The sequence below is a fragment of the Mycobacterium sp. 852002-51163_SCH5372311 genome, assembly GCF_001667115.1.
In the GTDB taxonomy this organism is placed as follows: Bacteria; Actinomycetota; Actinomycetes; order Mycobacteriales; family Mycobacteriaceae; genus Mycobacterium.
Window position 1 is genome coordinate 23,309 of the sequence record NZ_LZIJ01000166.1, and the last position, 16,272, is coordinate 39,580.

Annotated in this window: 17 protein-coding genes; 10 read left to right on the forward strand and 7 right to left on the reverse strand. The window is 68.1% G+C overall.

The annotated features are described in order from the left end of the window. Positions 1-6 precede the first annotated feature (6 nt). Complete coding sequence (locus tag A5791_RS18270) at positions 7-576, forward strand: DUF3093 domain-containing protein (RefSeq protein WP_067239846.1); 570 nt, start codon at positions 7-9, stop codon at positions 574-576. Then, the gene (locus tag A5791_RS18275; RefSeq protein WP_369828098.1) at positions 576-833 is read left to right on the forward strand and encodes a hypothetical protein; all 258 of its coding nucleotides are present in this window, start codon (positions 576-578) and stop codon (positions 831-833) included. The genes A5791_RS18270 and A5791_RS18275 overlap by 1 nt, the downstream gene beginning before the upstream one ends. Here the strand turns inward: A5791_RS18275 and A5791_RS18280 are convergent. Further along, positions 830-1,261 carry an STAS domain-containing protein gene (locus A5791_RS18280; RefSeq protein ID WP_231995947.1) on the reverse strand — a complete coding sequence of 144 codons (432 nt, stop codon included), beginning with the start codon at positions 1,259-1,261 and terminating at the stop codon, positions 830-832. The genes A5791_RS18275 and A5791_RS18280 overlap by 4 nt on opposite strands. A 394-nt stretch (positions 1,262-1,655) precedes the next feature. Between A5791_RS18280 and A5791_RS18285 the strand changes: the two genes are divergently transcribed. Both A5791_RS18285 and A5791_RS18290 read left to right on the forward strand, forming a co-directional pair. Next, complete coding sequence (locus A5791_RS18285; RefSeq protein WP_067239850.1) at positions 1,656-2,930, forward strand: acyltransferase; 1,275 nt, start codon at positions 1,656-1,658, stop codon at positions 2,928-2,930. A 27-nt stretch (positions 2,931-2,957) separates the two neighbouring features. Further along, the gene (locus A5791_RS18290) at positions 2,958-3,647 is read left to right on the forward strand and encodes a GDSL lipase (protein WP_067239853.1); all 690 of its coding nucleotides are present in this window, start codon (positions 2,958-2,960) and stop codon (positions 3,645-3,647) included. Positions 3,648-3,993: 346 nt separating this feature from the next. On the opposite strand, the gene A5791_RS18295 is transcribed toward A5791_RS18290, so the two are convergent. Both A5791_RS18295 and A5791_RS18300 read right to left on the reverse strand, forming a co-directional pair. Then, positions 3,994-6,153: an acyltransferase family protein gene (locus A5791_RS18295; RefSeq protein ID WP_067239855.1), complete on the reverse strand. Its 2,160-nt coding sequence runs from the start codon at positions 6,151-6,153 to the stop codon at positions 3,994-3,996. A 10-nt stretch (positions 6,154-6,163) separates the two neighbouring features. Next, positions 6,164-7,054: an esterase family protein gene (locus tag A5791_RS18300; protein WP_067239858.1), complete on the reverse strand. Its 891-nt coding sequence runs from the start codon at positions 7,052-7,054 to the stop codon at positions 6,164-6,166. Positions 7,055-7,325: 271 nt separating this feature from the next. Between A5791_RS18300 and A5791_RS18305 the strand changes: the two genes are divergently transcribed. Continuing rightward, the gene (locus tag A5791_RS18305) at positions 7,326-8,069 is read left to right on the forward strand and encodes a class I SAM-dependent methyltransferase (RefSeq protein WP_156661470.1); all 744 of its coding nucleotides are present in this window, start codon (positions 7,326-7,328) and stop codon (positions 8,067-8,069) included. Between the two features lie 49 nt (positions 8,070-8,118). Further along, positions 8,119-9,489, forward strand: coding sequence for an amino acid permease (locus A5791_RS18310; RefSeq protein ID WP_156661473.1), 1,371 nt, complete (start codon positions 8,119-8,121; stop codon positions 9,487-9,489). Here A5791_RS18310 and A5791_RS18315 read toward each other — a convergent pair. From A5791_RS18315 to A5791_RS18330, 4 genes are read right to left on the reverse strand one after another with little or no spacing between them, the layout of a single operon-like run. Then, the gene (locus A5791_RS18315) at positions 9,437-10,378 is read right to left on the reverse strand and encodes a ketopantoate reductase family protein (protein WP_067239861.1); all 942 of its coding nucleotides are present in this window, start codon (positions 10,376-10,378) and stop codon (positions 9,437-9,439) included. The two genes, A5791_RS18310 and A5791_RS18315, sit on opposite strands and share 53 nt — an antisense overlap. A gap of 9 nt (positions 10,379-10,387) precedes the next feature. Then, positions 10,388-11,557, reverse strand: coding sequence for an enolase C-terminal domain-like protein (locus tag A5791_RS18320; protein ID WP_067239863.1), 1,170 nt, complete (start codon positions 11,555-11,557; stop codon positions 10,388-10,390). Next, complete coding sequence (locus A5791_RS18325; RefSeq protein WP_067239905.1) at positions 11,557-11,949, reverse strand: nitroreductase family deazaflavin-dependent oxidoreductase; 393 nt, start codon at positions 11,947-11,949, stop codon at positions 11,557-11,559. The genes A5791_RS18320 and A5791_RS18325 overlap by 1 nt, the downstream gene beginning before the upstream one ends. A gap of 33 nt (positions 11,950-11,982) precedes the next feature. Next, on the reverse strand, positions 11,983-12,858 hold the full coding sequence (locus A5791_RS18330) for a hypothetical protein (protein WP_067239865.1): 876 nt from the start codon (positions 12,856-12,858) through the stop codon (positions 11,983-11,985). Positions 12,859-12,916: 58 nt separating this feature from the next. Between A5791_RS18330 and hemL the strand changes: the two genes are divergently transcribed. Genes hemL through A5791_RS18350 form a run of 4 tightly spaced genes read left to right on the forward strand, consistent with a single transcriptional unit; the run spans position 12,917 to position 16,237 of the window. Then, entirely contained in the window at positions 12,917-14,239 is a 1,323-nt protein-coding gene (gene hemL, locus A5791_RS18335; RefSeq protein WP_067239867.1) for a glutamate-1-semialdehyde 2,1-aminomutase, read from the forward strand. Next, on the forward strand, positions 14,239-14,847 hold the full coding sequence (locus A5791_RS18340; RefSeq protein ID WP_067239869.1) for a histidine phosphatase family protein: 609 nt from the start codon (positions 14,239-14,241) through the stop codon (positions 14,845-14,847). The genes hemL and A5791_RS18340 overlap by 1 nt, the downstream gene beginning before the upstream one ends. Continuing rightward, positions 14,844-15,449 (forward strand): TlpA disulfide reductase family protein, encoded by a 606-nt coding sequence (locus A5791_RS18345; protein WP_231995948.1) that lies wholly within the window; start codon positions 14,844-14,846, stop codon positions 15,447-15,449. The genes A5791_RS18340 and A5791_RS18345 overlap by 4 nt, the downstream gene beginning before the upstream one ends. Then, entirely contained in the window at positions 15,446-16,237 is a 792-nt protein-coding gene (locus A5791_RS18350; protein WP_067239874.1) for a cytochrome c biogenesis CcdA family protein, read from the forward strand. Before A5791_RS18345 ends, A5791_RS18350 begins: the two co-directional genes overlap by 4 nt. The last annotated feature ends 35 nt before the right edge of the window (positions 16,238-16,272 follow it).

Consider the following 16,272-nt stretch of genomic DNA (forward strand, 5'->3'; position numbering starts at 1 on the left):
TCTCAGATGACACCGGCAACAGGCAACAACGTTGGGGACCCCAAGCCGTTGTTCTACGAACCCGGCGCCAGCTGGTGGTGGCTGCTGGCGGGCCCGGCCTGCGCGGTGTCGCTGATTCTGGTGGAGATATCCAGCCATGCCAGGATCAGCCTGCTGATCCCGGGCATTTTTCTGGTGATGGTGTCGCTTTTCGTCGGATTACAGGTGTTGGCGGCACGGATCCACACCTCAGTCGAGCTGACCCAAGACGCCCTGCGACAGGGCACCGAGACCGTCCTGATCTCCGAGATCGTCAAGATCTTCCCGGAGGCCGAGAATTCCGTGGCTTCCGGCAAAGACCTGGCGAAGTGGCAGACGGCGCGGGCACTCGGTGAACTGGTCGGGGTCCCGCGGGGGCGGGTGGGCATCGGGCTGAAGCTGACCGGAGGCCGCACCGCGCAGGCTTGGGCGCGCCGCCACCGTCAGCTGCGGGCGGCGCTGACTCCGCTGGTCCAGGAGCGGGTCGGTCCCGAGGTCGTTGAGGTCGTCGACACCGACGATATCGACGAGGAAAACGATTCTTGGCCGCCACGGTGATGCGGCGCTTACGGGCGATTCTGGCAATCGGCCTGGCGTTGGCCGCGGCGGCCGGCGCCGCGATGACTTGGTTGCATTCGAGGCACACGGTGACTGTCGCGCCGATCACCGACGGGCAGCCGTCCACGGTCTCGTTGGTTTATGACCCGCAACTGCTGCTGTTGACGATGTTGTTGGCCATCGCCGCAGGGGTGCTCGTCGTGCTCGGGGTGGCCGCGCTGTGGCGCGGCAGGCGTCAGGTGTCCGACGGTGGCTAAGCCGTCTTCCCGATGAGCGACAACACCATCTGACGGCGCCTGCCGATGGCCTCGGCCACGTTGTGCAGCGCCTCGTGCACCGAACGCGTGATCGGGAACATCGCGCGGGCCTCATCCCCCAGCGCCTCGACGACCGCGGGGCCGGCAACCAACATCCACTCCACCCCGGCGGCGCGCCACTCGTCGTCGAGCATGCACAGCAACCCGATCCCCACCGGAGCGAAGTTGTCCATCTCGCTGAGGTCGAGCACCACCTGGTCGGCTTCCAAAGCAAGACGCCGCACGTAGGCCTTGACGCGATCAACGTTGACGACGTCGATTTCGCCCCGGACGGTCACTACCGTCGCCAGGTGGCGACCGTACGCCCGAACCTGGGCGCCACCGCAGTCAAAGGTGCCGTTGTCCCGTCGAGTGATCACGGCAGTCATGTGCAGCCCCATTCCCTGTGGCGTCTGTGCCTTCGCTCTGGCCCTTGCGAGCCAGCATCCGGCTCGCTCAGCGCTGACCAAACCTGCCTATACGTTCCTCGCAAAACCTAAGGAGACCGACAGCCACGTCTAACTCTTTGCTAAAGAAGTGGCTCCTGGGGCCATTGCGGAAAGCGAAACCACGTTCTGCCGCGGTGCCGTCGCGGCCTGCGGCCGTCGCGCTGTTAGGCTGCTTGCGCTGCCGGTTGGCCACGCGGGGGGCGTCCCGATCTGCCCCCGATGTGCCGTGGCAGGGCCCTGGCTCGGCCTATTACAGGCCCTGAGACGCGGCGGGGCGCCCGGTCAGCCGACCAGAAAGCAAACCGACGAGCAGAGTCCAGACGGAAAGAACAGCGTGCGCACCGGAGATACCAAGGGCGAGATCAAGGCCCTGACAGGACTCCGCATCGTCGCCTCGGTGTGGGTGGTGCTGTTTCACTTCCGGCCGATGGTGTCCGATGTGTCGCCCGACCTCCGCGAGAACCTGGCACCGGTGCTCAACTGCGGCGCGCAGGGCGTCGACCTCTTCTTCATCCTCAGCGGCTTCGTGCTGACCTACAACTACCTCGACCGCATGGGCCGGCGGTGGTCGCTCCGCGGCACCGTGCATTTCCTTTGGCTGCGGCTGGCCCGGGTGTGGCCGGTCTACCTGGTCACCTTGCACCTGGCCGCCGCGTGGTTCATCCTCACCCTGCACGTCGGCCACACCCCGTCACCCGACGTCGGCCGGCTCACCGCGATCAGTTACGTGCGTCAGGTGCTGCTGGTCCAGCTGTGGTTTCAGCCGTTCTTCGATCTGTCCAGCTGGGACGGTCCGGCCTGGTCGATCAGTGCGGAATGGCTGGCCTACCTGTTGTTCGGCGTGCTGGTGCTGGTGATATTCCGCATCCAGCACGCAACCAGGGCCCGGGGCCTGATGCTGCTGGCTTTCGCGGCATCGCTGCCTCCGGTGCTGCTGCTGCTGTCCAGCGGAGTGTTCTACACGCCGTGGAGCTGGTTGCCGCGAATCGTGACGCAGTTCGCCGCGGGTGCGCTGGCGTGTGCCGCGGTGCGCCGATTGCGGCCCACCGATCGTGGCCGCCGCATCGCCGGGTACCTGTCGTTGGTCCTGGTGGTGGCGATCGTCGGGATCCTCTACTTCCTGCAAGCGAATCCGATCACCGGCGTTTACGACAGCGGCGGGGTGGTCGACCTGCTGTTCGTGCCGCTGGTGATCACGCTGGCGATCGGCGTCGGCAGCCTGCCGAGGCTATTGTCGACGCGCGTGATGGTCTACGGCGGCGAGATCTCGTTCTGCCTCTACATGGTGCATGAGCTGGTGCACACCTCCTGGACGTGGGCAGTGGTGAACTTCCAGCTGCGGCCGTGGCAGACCGACAACCCGTGGCGGTGGAACATCTTTGGCCTGCTCGCGATCGCGGTCGTGCTCTCGATCCTGCTGTATCACGTGGTCGAGGAGCCGGCCCGCCGATGGATGCGCAGGATGGTCGACGCCCCGTCCACGCCCGCGGGTCACAACCCGGACGCGCCGACGGTCGTCGAGCCCGAAGAGCCGGACAGCGCCGAGCTGGATGAGCTCGACGCCGAGACGAACGAGGCGCTGGAAGCGGTTCCGGCGCGCGCGGTGTGACGGTTGGCTGGTCGCGCGGGTGATGTCATGAGCCGTCTGACGGCGTTGGTCATGGGTTTGACGGTGCTGGCCGGTCTGGTCCTGGATTGCACGGCACACCCGGTGCGGGCCTTTCAGACGCTGAGCCTCGATTTCAGGCTGAACCACGTCGCAGTCGTCGGCGACTCCTATACCACCGGCACCGACGAGGGTGGCCAGGGTCGTAAGTCGTGGACGGCCTGTGCCTGGCGGATGTTGGGGCAGCGGGGCGTTCGGATCGCGGCCGACGTCGCAGCCGAGGGCCGGGCCGGCTATGGCGTGCCGGGGGACCAGGGCAGCGTTTTCGAGGATCTGACTGCCCGGGCGGTCAAGCCCAGCGACGCGTTGGTGGTGTTCTTCGGCTCCCGCAACGACCAGGGCGTCGATCCCCGGGTGCTGGGCGAAAGAGCCCGCAGCACATTCGATCTGGCGCGCCGCTTTGCGCCGTCCGCGAGGTTCCTGGTGATCGGGCCACCGTGGCCGACCGCTGACGTACCCGTTGCCGTCCTGCAGATCCGCGACGTGCTGTTCAGTGCGGCCCGCGACGCCGGGGCGGCCTGGACGGACCCGATCTTCGAACGCTGGTTCGTTGACATGCCCGGCCTGATCGGTCCCGACGGCGTGCATCCCAACGACGCGGGGCACCAGTACCTGGCCGACAAGATCGCACCGCTCATCGACGCCCAGTTGCGTAGGTGAGCGGGGCCCATTGCGGCGTCGAAACTGCGCTTAAGGCGTGGTTTCGCCCCCAGGTCGCGCGCTGGACGCAGGATCGAAGCCCTCATCGCAGACTCGATGACTAGGCGACGCCCGCAACCCACCCCCAGGTCGGCTTGCTCTAAGTATCAGCGGCACAACGTTTTCGGGTTCAATAAGTCAGTCGTTGGCGTGGCGTTCGTAGTCCCAGCGCTCGAGCCGGGCCTGCAGTTCGACCAGGCCGATCCCGGCGATTGGCGCCGCCGCTGAAATACACACCAGCAAGAGCGTCATCTCAAACCTCCAACAAACCTTTCATTTCCTAGGACGCGTGACTTCGCCATGAGGTTCACCCGTCTCTCACGGCCCGGTCGGCCAGCGCGCCGATAACAGGTGCCAGTAATTGCGCGTATTGAGTTGTGACGTGGTTGTCGTCGCGGAACACCAGGGTGTTGCCGACGATCACCGGGCAGCGGTCGGGAGTGCAGAACAGATCGGTCAGGTCCGCGTAGTGCCCGCCGGCGGTGGTCGTCGCCGTCCGCTCCGCGGCGATCCCGTCGCCGTTGACGGCGGCCGAGCGCGCCGGCGCGCACGCGGTGGCGTCGTCGAGGTGGGCGGACAGGCAGGTGGGTACGGATCCCTGCGGGTCGGCGACCGGGCCGAGCACCAGAACGGTGGCGCCCATGCCGCGCAGTTCGGCCACCGTGTGGTTCAAGCTGTCGATCCAGGCCGGGTCGTAGGCCGCGAAGCCGAAATCCGCGTGGTAGCGCCGGCTCATGCTCAGCACCACCAGTCGCGGATGTTCGGCGGTCAATCGGGCCATGATCTCGCCGCGCCACTGTTCGCATTCCGTGTACTCGCGGCCCAGGTAGGGGCTGACGATGTGCAGGTTCTGCAGCGGGCAGGTCACCTTGGCCAGCGTCTCCAGCCGCCAGTGCCGCTGTTCGGCGAGCTGCTGCAGGGCCGGGTTCCACATGGCTGCGTGCGAGTCGCCGACCAGTGCCACCGTGGCCGGCGAGGCGGTGTCACCCGTCGCGCATTCGCCTTGTCCGACGTCACGCCACGAACGCAGGCAGCCGTTAACGAATACGGCGGCCTTGTCGGCCGGCGCGCGGTCCAGCGTCGGGTCCAGGTTCGACGGGACGGCTCGCAACCCGGCCGCCGCCGACAGCGCTTGGCGCGCTTGTGCGAAGGCGTCCCGGACAGCTGCCTCCTGCGCGCTGACCGGCGCGGTGGCATGCGGATCGGCCGTCGGGGCAAGTGCGGTGATGCTGGCCGCCGCGGCCGCCGGTCCGCGTCCCACCGGCACCGGAACCGCCGTCAACAGCAGCAGGCAGGCGCAGGCCGCGGTCGCGCTGGCCGCTGCCGCCACCGCCAGGCTCGCCTGGGCCGACCGGCGCAGGGCAGCGGCGTAGCGGCCGGGGTTCTCCACCAGATGCATGGTGAGCACCGCCAGCCCGGCGGAGATGACGATCGCGGTCAGCCTGACCGGCAGGTTGGCCGGCGTACCCAGCAGCGGCGGCATCAGCAGCAGCACCGGCCAGTGCCACAGGTACCAGGAGTACGACACCCGTCCGACCGCCCGCATCGCCGGTTTGCACAGCAGGCGGCCGACGCCCATACCGCCAGTGACACAACCGCCGCCGATGACCAGGGCGGTGCCCAGCGCCGGCAGCAGCGCCGCCATACCTGGAAACGGTGTGTTCGGGCCGAACTGGGTGCAGGTCAACAGGATCAGGGTCACGCCGCCCCAGCCGATGACTGCGCCGGACAGCAGCGGCAGCCGGCGCCACTGCCGGATCGAGAGGGCCACCAGGCCGCCCGCGGCCAGCTCCCAGGCGCGGGTGGGCAGGGAGAAGAACGCCCAGGCCGGCGCGGTGCGGGTACACAGCACGGCAGCCGTCAGGGACGCGGCGCCGAGGAGACCGAGCACGACGGCAAAAGGCGCCGGCTTGCCGTGGCCGAACCGCCGCACCAGCCAGGCGGTACCGATGATCAGCGCCGGCCACACCAGGTAGAACTGTTCCTCCACGCCCAGCGACCAATAGTGCAGGAACGGCGACGGTAGGCCCGAGCCCAGGTAATCGCTCCCCTGTGCGGCGAACCGGTAGTTGCCGACATACAGGGCGCTGGCGATGCCGTCCAACAAGACGCTGCGTGCCTGCAACGGCGGCAGCACGGCGGCGGCAGCGATCGCCGTGGCGACGCCGACCATGGCCGCGGCGGGTAGCAGGCGGCGGGCCCGCGCGGCGTAGAAGCGGCCGAGCCGCACGGTGTCGGTGCTAATCACCTCACGCCAGAGCAGCCCGGTGATCAGGAAGCCTGAGATAACGAAGAAGACGTCGACGCCGATGTAGCCGCCGGGTACGCCGGGAATGCCCGCGTGGTACAGGACGACGGCCACCACGGCGACGGCGCGCAAGCCTTCGATGTCCGGACGGAATGCGCCGCGTTCCCGGGACTCCGCTGTGCGGGGCCGCCGGGGGGTTGCTGCCTGTTGGACCGTCATCGCCTTGGCCTTATGTCGCCATCCAGGTCAGCTCGGCGGGCAACTGTCCGCGCCAGTAGTCCACATCGTGTCCGCCCATCGAAAAACTGCCCGCCGGCGGCTTTTTCAGTTGGTTGACGAAGGCACGCGTGGCCGGGTAGAAGCGGTCGAAGGTGCCGCAGTCCACCCGCAGCGGAATCGAATTCAGCGCCGGAAGACCCGTCACGCCGTTCTGCGCCCAGTCGTCGTGGCTGTCGAACGCTCCGGGTGCGCTGGCGGCGAACGAGGTGTACAGCGCCGGGCTGATTGCGCAGATCCCCGCCGTCCGGGCGGGTCCCAGCCGGGAACCCAGGAGCAGCGCCCCGTATCCGCCCATCGACCAGCCCATGAACGCCACCCGGGAGGTGTCCATGCCCATCGTGGACAGCATCGGCAGCAGCTCGTCGAGCACCATGGCGCCGGAGTCGCCGCCCGAAGTCCTTTTGTGCCAGTAGGTGTTTCCGCCGTCGACGCCCACCACGGCGAACGGCGGCTTGCCCCCGTCGACCAGTTGAGCCAAGGCGTCCTCGACGCCGATCTCGAGCATCTGGCCGGCGTTGCCGTCCTTGCCGTGCAGTGCGATCACCGGACGCAGCTTCGAGCCCTTCAGACCGCTGTGGTGGCCGGGGGGCAGGACGATGATCCAGTTGGTCTCGACGCCGCCGCGCGCCTGCGAGACGAACGAGCCGGTGAGCCTGTTCGACTGGGTGTTGCTGCCCGCCGTCGCGGGCTCGAAGGGTGCGGGCGCCAACGGAGAAGGCGCCGCACGTGGTTCGAGCGGATCCAGCAGGGCGCCCAAAGTCCACACGCCGACCGCTCCCGCGCCGGCGCCGGCGCCCATACGCAGCACCGCACGGCGGTTCAGGTCAGGCACGAGGGTCATAATGCCGCGCCGACCGGGGTACAGCGCTACTGCCACGCCGCAATTGGAAGGGCTTTGTGATATCGCGGTGACATTGTTCGAAGAGCGTGCGCCCACGCGCCCAGCGTGTTCTCAGGGCGAGAAATCAGCGAAATTCTCGCCGTCAGAACACGTTCGGCGCGGGCCGTGGGTTTGGCTCATCACCGTCTTAAGAGACGGTTGCGTTTTCTTTATGCGGGTTTGTATAGTGAACGATATCGTTCTTAAACTAACGCGAGGAAGCGAGTGGGCCATGGCTGGTGACGTGGGCGTTGCAGGTTTCGAACCGTTGTACGGCGAAGCGGAGAAGACGGAGGGGCTGATCCCGTGGGACATCGGCGGGCCGCAGCCGGTGGTGCAGCAGCTGGTGGCCGTCGGTGCTATTCGAGGCGAGGTGCTGGATCCCGGGACTGGTCCCGGCTATCACGCGATTCACTATGCGTCGCAAGGTTATTCGGCGACCGGCGTGGACGGCTCGCCCACTGCGATCGCGCGGGCCAAGCGCAACGCCGAGCGGGCCGGGGTGCAGGTCGACTTCCAGGTGGCCGACGCGACCAAACTGGACGGATTCGAGGACCGCTTCGACACCGTGGTGGACAGCGCCTTCTATCACGTTTTGATGGACGACGAGGCCGTGCAAACTCGGTACGCACAGGCACTGCATCGCGCCACCAAACCCGGCGCGCGGCTGTTCATGTTCGAATTCAGCCCGCACAACGTGAACGGCATTCAATGGGTGGGCATCCCGGCCGACAACTTCGAGCGAGTCCTCGGGGCGGGCGGTTGGCGCGTGGACTACCTGGGGCCCAGCACCTATCAGGCCCGCTTCGGACCTGAGACCTTCGCCGCCATGACGGCGACGGTCGGTTCCCACCAGCGACAGGCATTGGCGAAGATGCAACCGCTGCAGCACCAGCTGGAGGTGCTCTACCCGCTGCTCGAGGACTACCTGGTGCACATTCCGGTGTGGTCGGTGGTGGCGACCCGCCTGGACTGACATGCTTGGCCCCCTGGGCGGCGCAGCGTCGCGCAGGGGAGGTGACGGCTTGGGCAGCGAAACGCAGCTACGCCCAGGGCTGTCGCAACGACAGCTCAACATGATCGCGATCGGCGGTGTGATCGGCGCGGGATTGTTCGTCGGGTCCGGTGTGGTGATCCGCGATACCGGGCCGGCGGCGTTTCTGACGTACGCGATCTGCGGTCTGCTGATCATCCTGGTGATGCGGATGCTGGGCGAGATGGCCAGTGCCAACCCGTCGACCGGCTCGTTCGCCGATTATGCGGGGCAGGCCCTCGGCGGCTGGGCGGGGTTCTCGGTCGGCTGGCTGTATTGGTACTTCTGGGTGATCGTCGTCGGCTTCGAGGCTGTCGCCGGCGGCAAGGTGCTCAACTACTGGCTGCCCGCGCCGCTGTGGCTGTCCTCGCTGTGTCTGATGCTGCTGATGACCGCGACCAACCTGTTCTCGGTGTCGTCGTTCGGCGAGTTCGAATTCTGGTTTGCCGGTATCAAAGTCGCGACCATCGTCGTGTTCCTCGGCCTCGGAACGGTGTTCGTCCTTGGCTTGTGGCCGCACCGGCACCTGGACTTCTCCAACCTGGTATCCCACGGCGGGTTGTTCCCGAAAGGCGTGTGGGCCGTCTTTGCCGCGATCGTGGTGGTGATCTTCTCGATGGTCGGGGCCGAGGTGGTGACCATCGCCGCCGCAGAAAGCCGCGATCCCGAGCGTGCCGTGCGGCGAGCCACCAACTCCGTCGTCGCTCGCATCACGATCTTCTTCGTCGGTTCGGTCTTTCTGATCGTGGTGTTATTACCGTGGGATTCGGTGGAATTGGGCGCATCGCCGTATGTTGCCGCCCTCAAGCACATCGGCATTCCCGGAGCGGATCAGCTCATGAACGCGGTGGTGCTGACCGCCGTGCTGTCCTGTCTGAACTCGGGTCTGTACACCGCATCGCGCATGCTGTTCGTGCTCGCCGAACGCGATGAAGCGCCTTCTGCGCTGGTCAAGATCAGCTCACGCGGGGTTCCGCACATCGCGATCGTGTGCTCGTCGGTGGTGGGCTTCCTGTGCGTGCTCATGGCCTGGCTGGCGCCGGACACCGTCTTTCTCTTCCTGCTCAACTCTTCCGGTGCCATCATCCTGTACGTCTACCTGCTGATCGCGCTGTCGCAAATTGTGTTGCGGCGCAAGACACCTGAAGAAAAGCTCCGGGTGAAGATGTGGTTATTCCCGGTGCTGTCGATCGTGACTCTGGTAGGAATCTTGGCCGTGCTGGTGCAGATGGCGTTCGACCACACCGCCCGCAGTCAGCTATGGCTCAGCCTGCTGTCCTGGGCGGTGGTGCTCGCGGTGTACTTCGCCGTCAAACGGTGGCGGGGCCGACGTGAACCCGCCACTGCCGTTCGATCGCCTTGACCAAGGCGGTCAGCGTCGCGTTCACCGGCGCCTCGACACCGACGCGCGCGCCCTGGCGCGGGACGGCGCCGTTGATGACGTCGATCTCGCTGACTCGGCGCGCCTCGTGGTCCAGCAGCGCCGACGGCTTCGCGTCGGGCATTCCGGCCCCGAAGTCACGGACATGGGCGACGGGGTCGGTGACCGAGATCGCGATGGCGGACGCCTGCGCGACGGTCCAGGCCTCTGTCGCCGCCGCCCGGCTGACCGCGCCCATTTCCGGATCGTCCATCACCTGGCCGACGGTCATCCCGGTCAGCGCGCACGGCGCGCTGTAGGCGACATTGCAGATCAGCTTCTCCCACTGCATGGGCGCGATGTCGGTGACTGCGGCGGCGTCGAATCCGGCCTGCGTCCACGTCCGGGCGATCGACTCGACGGTGGGGTGGGGCAACGACGAGTAGGAGCCGAAACGCATTGCGCGCATGGCATTGTGGTGAACATGCCCGGGCGCGACGCGTGAGGCGCCGAACCCGCTTGCGATCCCGACGGCCACCCGCTGATCGCCGACGATGCCGGCGACGATCTCCGCCGAACCGAGACCGTTCTGGATGGTAAGCACCGGCGTGTCCGGACCAAGCATTGGAAGTGCTTGCTGTGCACCGTCTTCCACGTTGGCTGCCTTGACGGCGAGCACGATCAGGTCCATGGTCTCGGCTGGCGCGGTGGTGGCTGCGCGCAGCTGCACCGTCCGGTCGTAGCCGGGGCCGGTGACCCGCAGCCCGGCGCGGGCAATCTGCTCGATGCTGGGCTGGTGACTGTCGATTGCCAGCACGTCGTGGCCCGCGGCGGCGAGCCGGGCCGCATAGATGGAACCCATTGCACCACAGCCGATTACCGCAATCTTCATCGCACTCTCCTAAGCCGTCAACTCGGTGATCAGCTCGGCCAATCCGGCCTTTTGCTCCAGTCCGAAGCCGGGCGCGTCCGTCGGCGCGATCAGGCCCCCGGCCAGTGCGCAGCCGTCGGAGTAGCCGCCGAAGGGCGCGAACACGCCGGGATATGACTCGCAGCCACCGAGGCCCAGTCCGATCGCGATGTGCAAGTTGATCAGATGGCCGCCATGCGGGAAGGCGTACCGCCGATCGAAGCCATGGACCTCGAGCACCTCGAGCATCCGCGCGTACTCGGTCAACCCGTAGCTCAGCCCCGCATCCATCTGGAAGATGTCGCGCCCCGGCCGCATACCCCCGTATCGAACCAGGTTCGTCACATCGGGCACCGAGAAGAGATTTTCACCGGTGGCGACCGGGCCCTCGTAGCAGGCCGTCACCGCCTGGTTCAGCTCGAAATCCAGTGGGTCGCCGGGTTCTTCGTACCAGCGCAGGCCGTAGGGGGCCAGTGCGGCCGCCCACCGCGTGGCCGCCCGCCGGTCGAACCGCCCGTTGGCGTCGACCGCGACCCGCCCGCCGTCACCGACCACGTCGACTACGGCCTCGATTCGGGCCAGGTCGTCGTCCAGCGGCGCGCCGCCGATCTTCATCTTGACCGCGTCGTAGCCCTGGTCGAGGTAGCTGCGCATCTCGTCGCGGAGGCGCTTGGTGTCACGGTCGTCGGGGTAGTAGTAGCCGCCGGCCGCATACACCGCGATCGCCGCGGCCGGCTTGGGCCCGAAGTGGCGTGCGATGGTCGCGTGAGCGGGTTCGTCGTCGAGCTTGGCGTTGAGGTCCCAGCACGCCAGTTCCAGGGCCGCGGCGGCCGCGGCCCGATCCCCGTGGCCGCCGGGTTTCTCGTCGGTGAGTGCGCATGCCGCCACCCGTGCGGGATCGATCCGTCCCGACTCGTCCAGCAGGGTGTCCGGGGGCGCGGCGAGGATGCGGGGGATCATCCGGTCGCGCAGGATCCCGCTTTGGGCGAAGCGGCCGATCGAGTCGAAAGCCAGCCCGGCCACGCGTTTTCCATCTCGGTCGGCGATCAGTGCCACCAGCGACACGGTGTGGCCGCTGAAGTTGACCAGCGCATTGGCGGGACCGCCGCGTGGTCCACCGTGGAGCCGGACCGGGCGCTCCACTATCGCGGTGATCCGCATCACTCGATCTTGGTGAACAGCACCGCCTGCTCCCACGGCAGCCTGGCGAAGATCGCGCGGCCGCGAGTCACGTGCGCCGCCGCGGCGTCCCTGCTGACCACCGTCGGGTTGGTGATCCCGATGGTCTTACCGTTGCGGCGCATCCTGCCGGTGCCCGTGGCCTTGAGGTTCTTCAGCCAGTCGCGGTCGGGGCCGTAGGCCAGCGGGACCACCACCCCCGGCTTGCCGTCGACGCTGGTGGTGAAGGCATTCACCGGTGTGCGGAAAGGCTTTCCGGAACGTCTTCCGACGTGCTCGATGATGGCGTATCCGGGTAGCCGGCCGGCCCACAGCCGCTGAATGGGATTGGTCACGTACCGGTTGAACCGGGCGAGTCGTTCGGGAAATCGCATGCCACCCATCCAACTCGTGAGGCCGCGCGGAGTTCAACTCGTGCGGCGCGTCACTGGCAGCAACCGGCGCGCCAGCCGCGCTCCCCGAGTGGGCGGCGGGTGCCAAGGCTGCTGGTCGTCCGGAGGCCATGCGTAACAGGGCGTATCGCCGCAGAGCAACCCTCGCAGCCCGGGAACGCCCAGCTCGCGCGCGGACCAGTCGTAGAGGTTCTGCAGCCTCGGCTGGATGACGCCCACGTCGAGGGCGTGGGCCAGGCCGTGTTCGCTTTCCAGGTAGAGCGTGAGGTCGTCGCCCAGGGGGTAGCGGTCCGGAAGCACTCGCGACAGGGACAGAAAAATGCCGGTCATGCCCAATCGTGGATCGCCGAGCGGCCGACCGGCGAGGGCCAGCGGACCTAGCGCCAGCCGGGGAGCGGCAACCAGGGCGTGGGCGTACAAGACCCTCATCAGCACCAGGTTGATGAAGAATCTTTCGACGCGAGACTCCCGCGATGCCAGATCCTCATGTTCGAGATAGGCGCTGACGATGCTGATGTTGTGGGCGCGATACCACCGCCGCGCCGACGGACGGCGGATGAATTCCAGCGCTGCGGAAACCGCCGGTGAGCTGGGGGTACCGGGGTGCGCGAAGGACAGCGCGCGGGCTTCCCAGCCGTCGCGCACGAGGCGCTCGTTCATGGCTCGCCACCACGGGCTGCCCGGCCTTGGGTCTGCGGTCGGGTTGAGCAGTCCGCGTCGCAGCTGCCATCCCATGAACGCCGAAGCTGCCTGCCGGTACGGCAGATGGCCCCGGTCGAGGTCGGCAGGGACCTGGTAGAGCTCCCGCATCAGGGCCAATCGACCGCGCGGATCGTCGCGGACTGCGGCGACCCTGGCGTGTGCGACCGCGGCGGCCGACTGGCGTGCCATCAGGCAACTCTTACACCCTGTAGTTGAGTGGGTCGAGGATGCTGAGACACTGGTCGGCATGGGTAGCACCGACCAGGCGACCGCGAGCGTGCGCTCCTCGGCGCAGCTGTTCGACGACGCCTGCCGGGTCATTCCCGGCGGGGTCAACTCCCCGGTGCGGGCCTTCACCGCGGTGGGTGGCACCCCGCGCTTCATCACCGAGGCGCACGGCTGCTGGCTGACCGACGCCGACGGCAACCGCTACGTCGATCTGGTCTGCTCGTGGGGTCCGATGATCCTCGGCCACGCGCACCCCGACGTCGTCGACGCCGTCGTCAAGGCTGCCTCCGGTGGCCTGTCGTTCGGGGCGCCGACGCCGGCCGAGACCGAGTTGGCGGCCGAGATCATCGGCCGGGTGGCGCCCGTCGAGCGGATCCGGCTGGTGAATTCCGGGACCGAGGCCACCATGAGCGCGGTCCGGCTGGCCCGCGGATTCACCGGACGGGCCAAGATCGTCAAGTTCTCCGGCTGCTACCACGGCCATGTGGACGCGTTGCTCGCCGACGCGGGTTCGGGCGTCGCCACGCTTGGATTGCCCTCCTCGCCCGGGGTCACCGGAGCCGCCGCGGCCGACACAATTGTCCTGCCCTACAACGACATTGACGCCGTCAAGCAGACGTTCGCCCGGTTCGGCGACCAGATCGCCGCGGTTATCACCGAAGCCAGCCCGGGCAACATGGGCGTCGTCCCGCCCGCGCCGGGCTACAACGCCGCACTGCGAGAGATCACCGGTGAGCACGGCGCGCTGCTGATCGTCGACGAGGTGATGACGGGCTTCCGGGTCAGCCGAAGTGGTTGGTACGGAATCGATCCGGTGGCCGCCGACCTGTTCACCTTCGGCAAGGTGATGAGTGGCGGGTTGCCGGCCGCCGCGTTCGGCGGACGGGCCGACGTGATGGAGCGACTGGCTCCGCTGGGCCCGGTCTATCAAGCCGGCACGCTGTCGGGGAACCCGGTAGCGATGGCCGCCGGGCTGGCGACCCTGCGGGCCGCCGACGAGGCCGTCTACCGCGCGCTGGACCGCAATGCCGACCGCCTGGCCGGGCTGCTGGCCGAGGCATTAACGAATGCCGGTGTGCCGCACCAGATTCCGCGGTCCGGCAATATGCTCAGCGTCTTCTTCGGCGAGACGCCGGTCTCCGACTTCGCCTCCGCGCGGGCCAGCCAGACGTGGCGTTATGCCCCGTTTTTCCATGCGCTACTGGATGCCGGCGTCTACCCGCCGTGCAGCGCGTTCGAGGCATGGTTCGTCTCGGCCGCTCTGGACGACAACGCATTCGAGCGGATCGCCGACGCCCTGCCCGCCGCGGCGCAGGCCGCCGCCGCTGCGAAGGAGCTCTGATGGGCGAGCAAACCCGGGTCCATGTGGTGCGCCACGGCGAGGTACACAACCCCACCGGCGTCCTCTACGGCCGGTTGCCCGGATTCCACCTCTCCGAGCAGGGCCGCGCCCAGGCGGTCGCCGTCGCCGACTTCCTGGCCGACCGCGACGTCGTCGCGGTGATCGCCTCCCCGCTGCAGCGGGCGCAGGAAACCGCGGCACCCATCGCCGCCCGCCACGACCTGCCGGTGGACACCGACCCGGACCTGATCGAGTCGGCCAACTTCTTCGAGGGCCGCCGCCTGGGCCCCGGTGACGGCGCCTGGCGCGACCCCCGGGTGTGGTGGCAGCTGCGCAACCCGTTCAGACCGTCGTGGGGCGAGCCGTACACCGAGATCGCGGCCCGGATGACGACCGCGGTGGAAAAGGCGCGCGTCCGTGGCGCGGGGCATGAGGTGGTGTGCGTCAGCCACCAGCTGCCGGTGTGGACGGTGCGGCTACACCTCACCGGCAAGCGGCTGTGGCACGACCCGCGGCGCCGGCAATGTGGCCTGGCATCGTTGACGACGCTGGTCTACGACGGCGACCGGCTGGCCGACGTCGAGTACTCCCAACCGGCGGGCCCGTGAGCATGCGGTGGCTGGCGGTCGCCGGGTTGGTGGCGCTGTTGACGGGCTGCGCCGGACGTGACGCGGTCGCACAGGGCGGCACGTTCGAATTCGTCTCGCCCGGCGGCAAGACCGACATCTACTACGACCCGCCGGCCAGCCGCGGGCGTCCGGGACCGCTTGCCGGCCCGGACCTGGCGGATCCGGCGCGTGCCGTCTCGCTGGACGACGCCGAATTCGCCGGCCGTGTCGTCGTGATCAACGTGTGGGGGCAGTGGTGCGGACCGTGCCGCGCCGAGGTCACCCAACTGCAGCGGGTCTATGACGCCACGCGCGGCTCTGGGGCGTCCTTCCTGGGCATCGATGTCCGCGACAACAGCCGCCAGGCTGCACAGGACTTCGTCAACGACCGTCACGTCACGTTCCCGTCCATCTATGACCCGCCGATGCGCACCCTGATCGCGTTCGGCGGCAAGTACCCCACCACCGTCATCCCCTCCACGCTGGTGCTGGATCGCCAGCATCGGGTCGCGGCGGTATTTCTGCGCGAACTGCTGGCCCAAGATCTGCAGCCCGTCGTGCAACGACTGGCGGCAGAAGCTTCGGGGGCCCCCGGAGCATGACCGGGTTCGCCCACCTCGCCGCCGCCGGACCACTGCTTGTGGCGCTGGGACTGTGTTTGCTGGCCGGGCTGGTGTCGTTTGCCTCGCCGTGCGTCGTGCCGCTGGTGCCGGGGTATCTGTCGTATCTCGCCGCGGTGGTCGGGGTCTCTGATGAGGAGGCGACGGCAGGCGTCGTCAAAGCCCCGCCCGCGGCACGGTGGCGGGTAACCGGGTCGGCGGCGCTGTTCGTCGCCGGCTTCACCACGGTGTTCGTGCTGGGCACCGTCGCGGTGCTGGGGATGACCTCCACGCTGATCACCAATCAGGTGCTGCTGCAGCGGGTGGGCGGCGTGCTGACCATCGTGATGGGGCTGGTGTTCGTGGGCTTCATTCCGGTGTTGCAGCGCCCGGCCCGGTTCAGCCCGCGGCAGCTGACGACGGTCGCCGGAGCGCCGCTGCTAGGAGCGGTGTTCGCACTCGGCTGGACGCCGTGCCTCGGGCCGACGCTGACCGGGGTGATCACCGTCGCGTCGGCCACCCCGGGCGCCTCCGGCGCCCAAGTGGCCCGCGGAATCGCGCTGGTGATCGCGTATTGCCTGGGGCTGGGCATCCCGTTCGTGTTGCTGGCATTCGGTTCCGCGGGGGCGGTCGCGGGCCTGGGCTGGCTGCGCCGCCACACCAGGGCGATCCAGATCTTCGGCGGCGCGCTGTTGATCGCGGTCGGTGCCGCGCTGGTCACCGGGGTGTGGAACGACTTCATCTCCTGGCTGCGCGACGCCTTCGTCTCCGACGTGAGGTTGCCGATTTGAGTGGCCCAGTAGTGGCGCGAGCAGACGCAGAATCG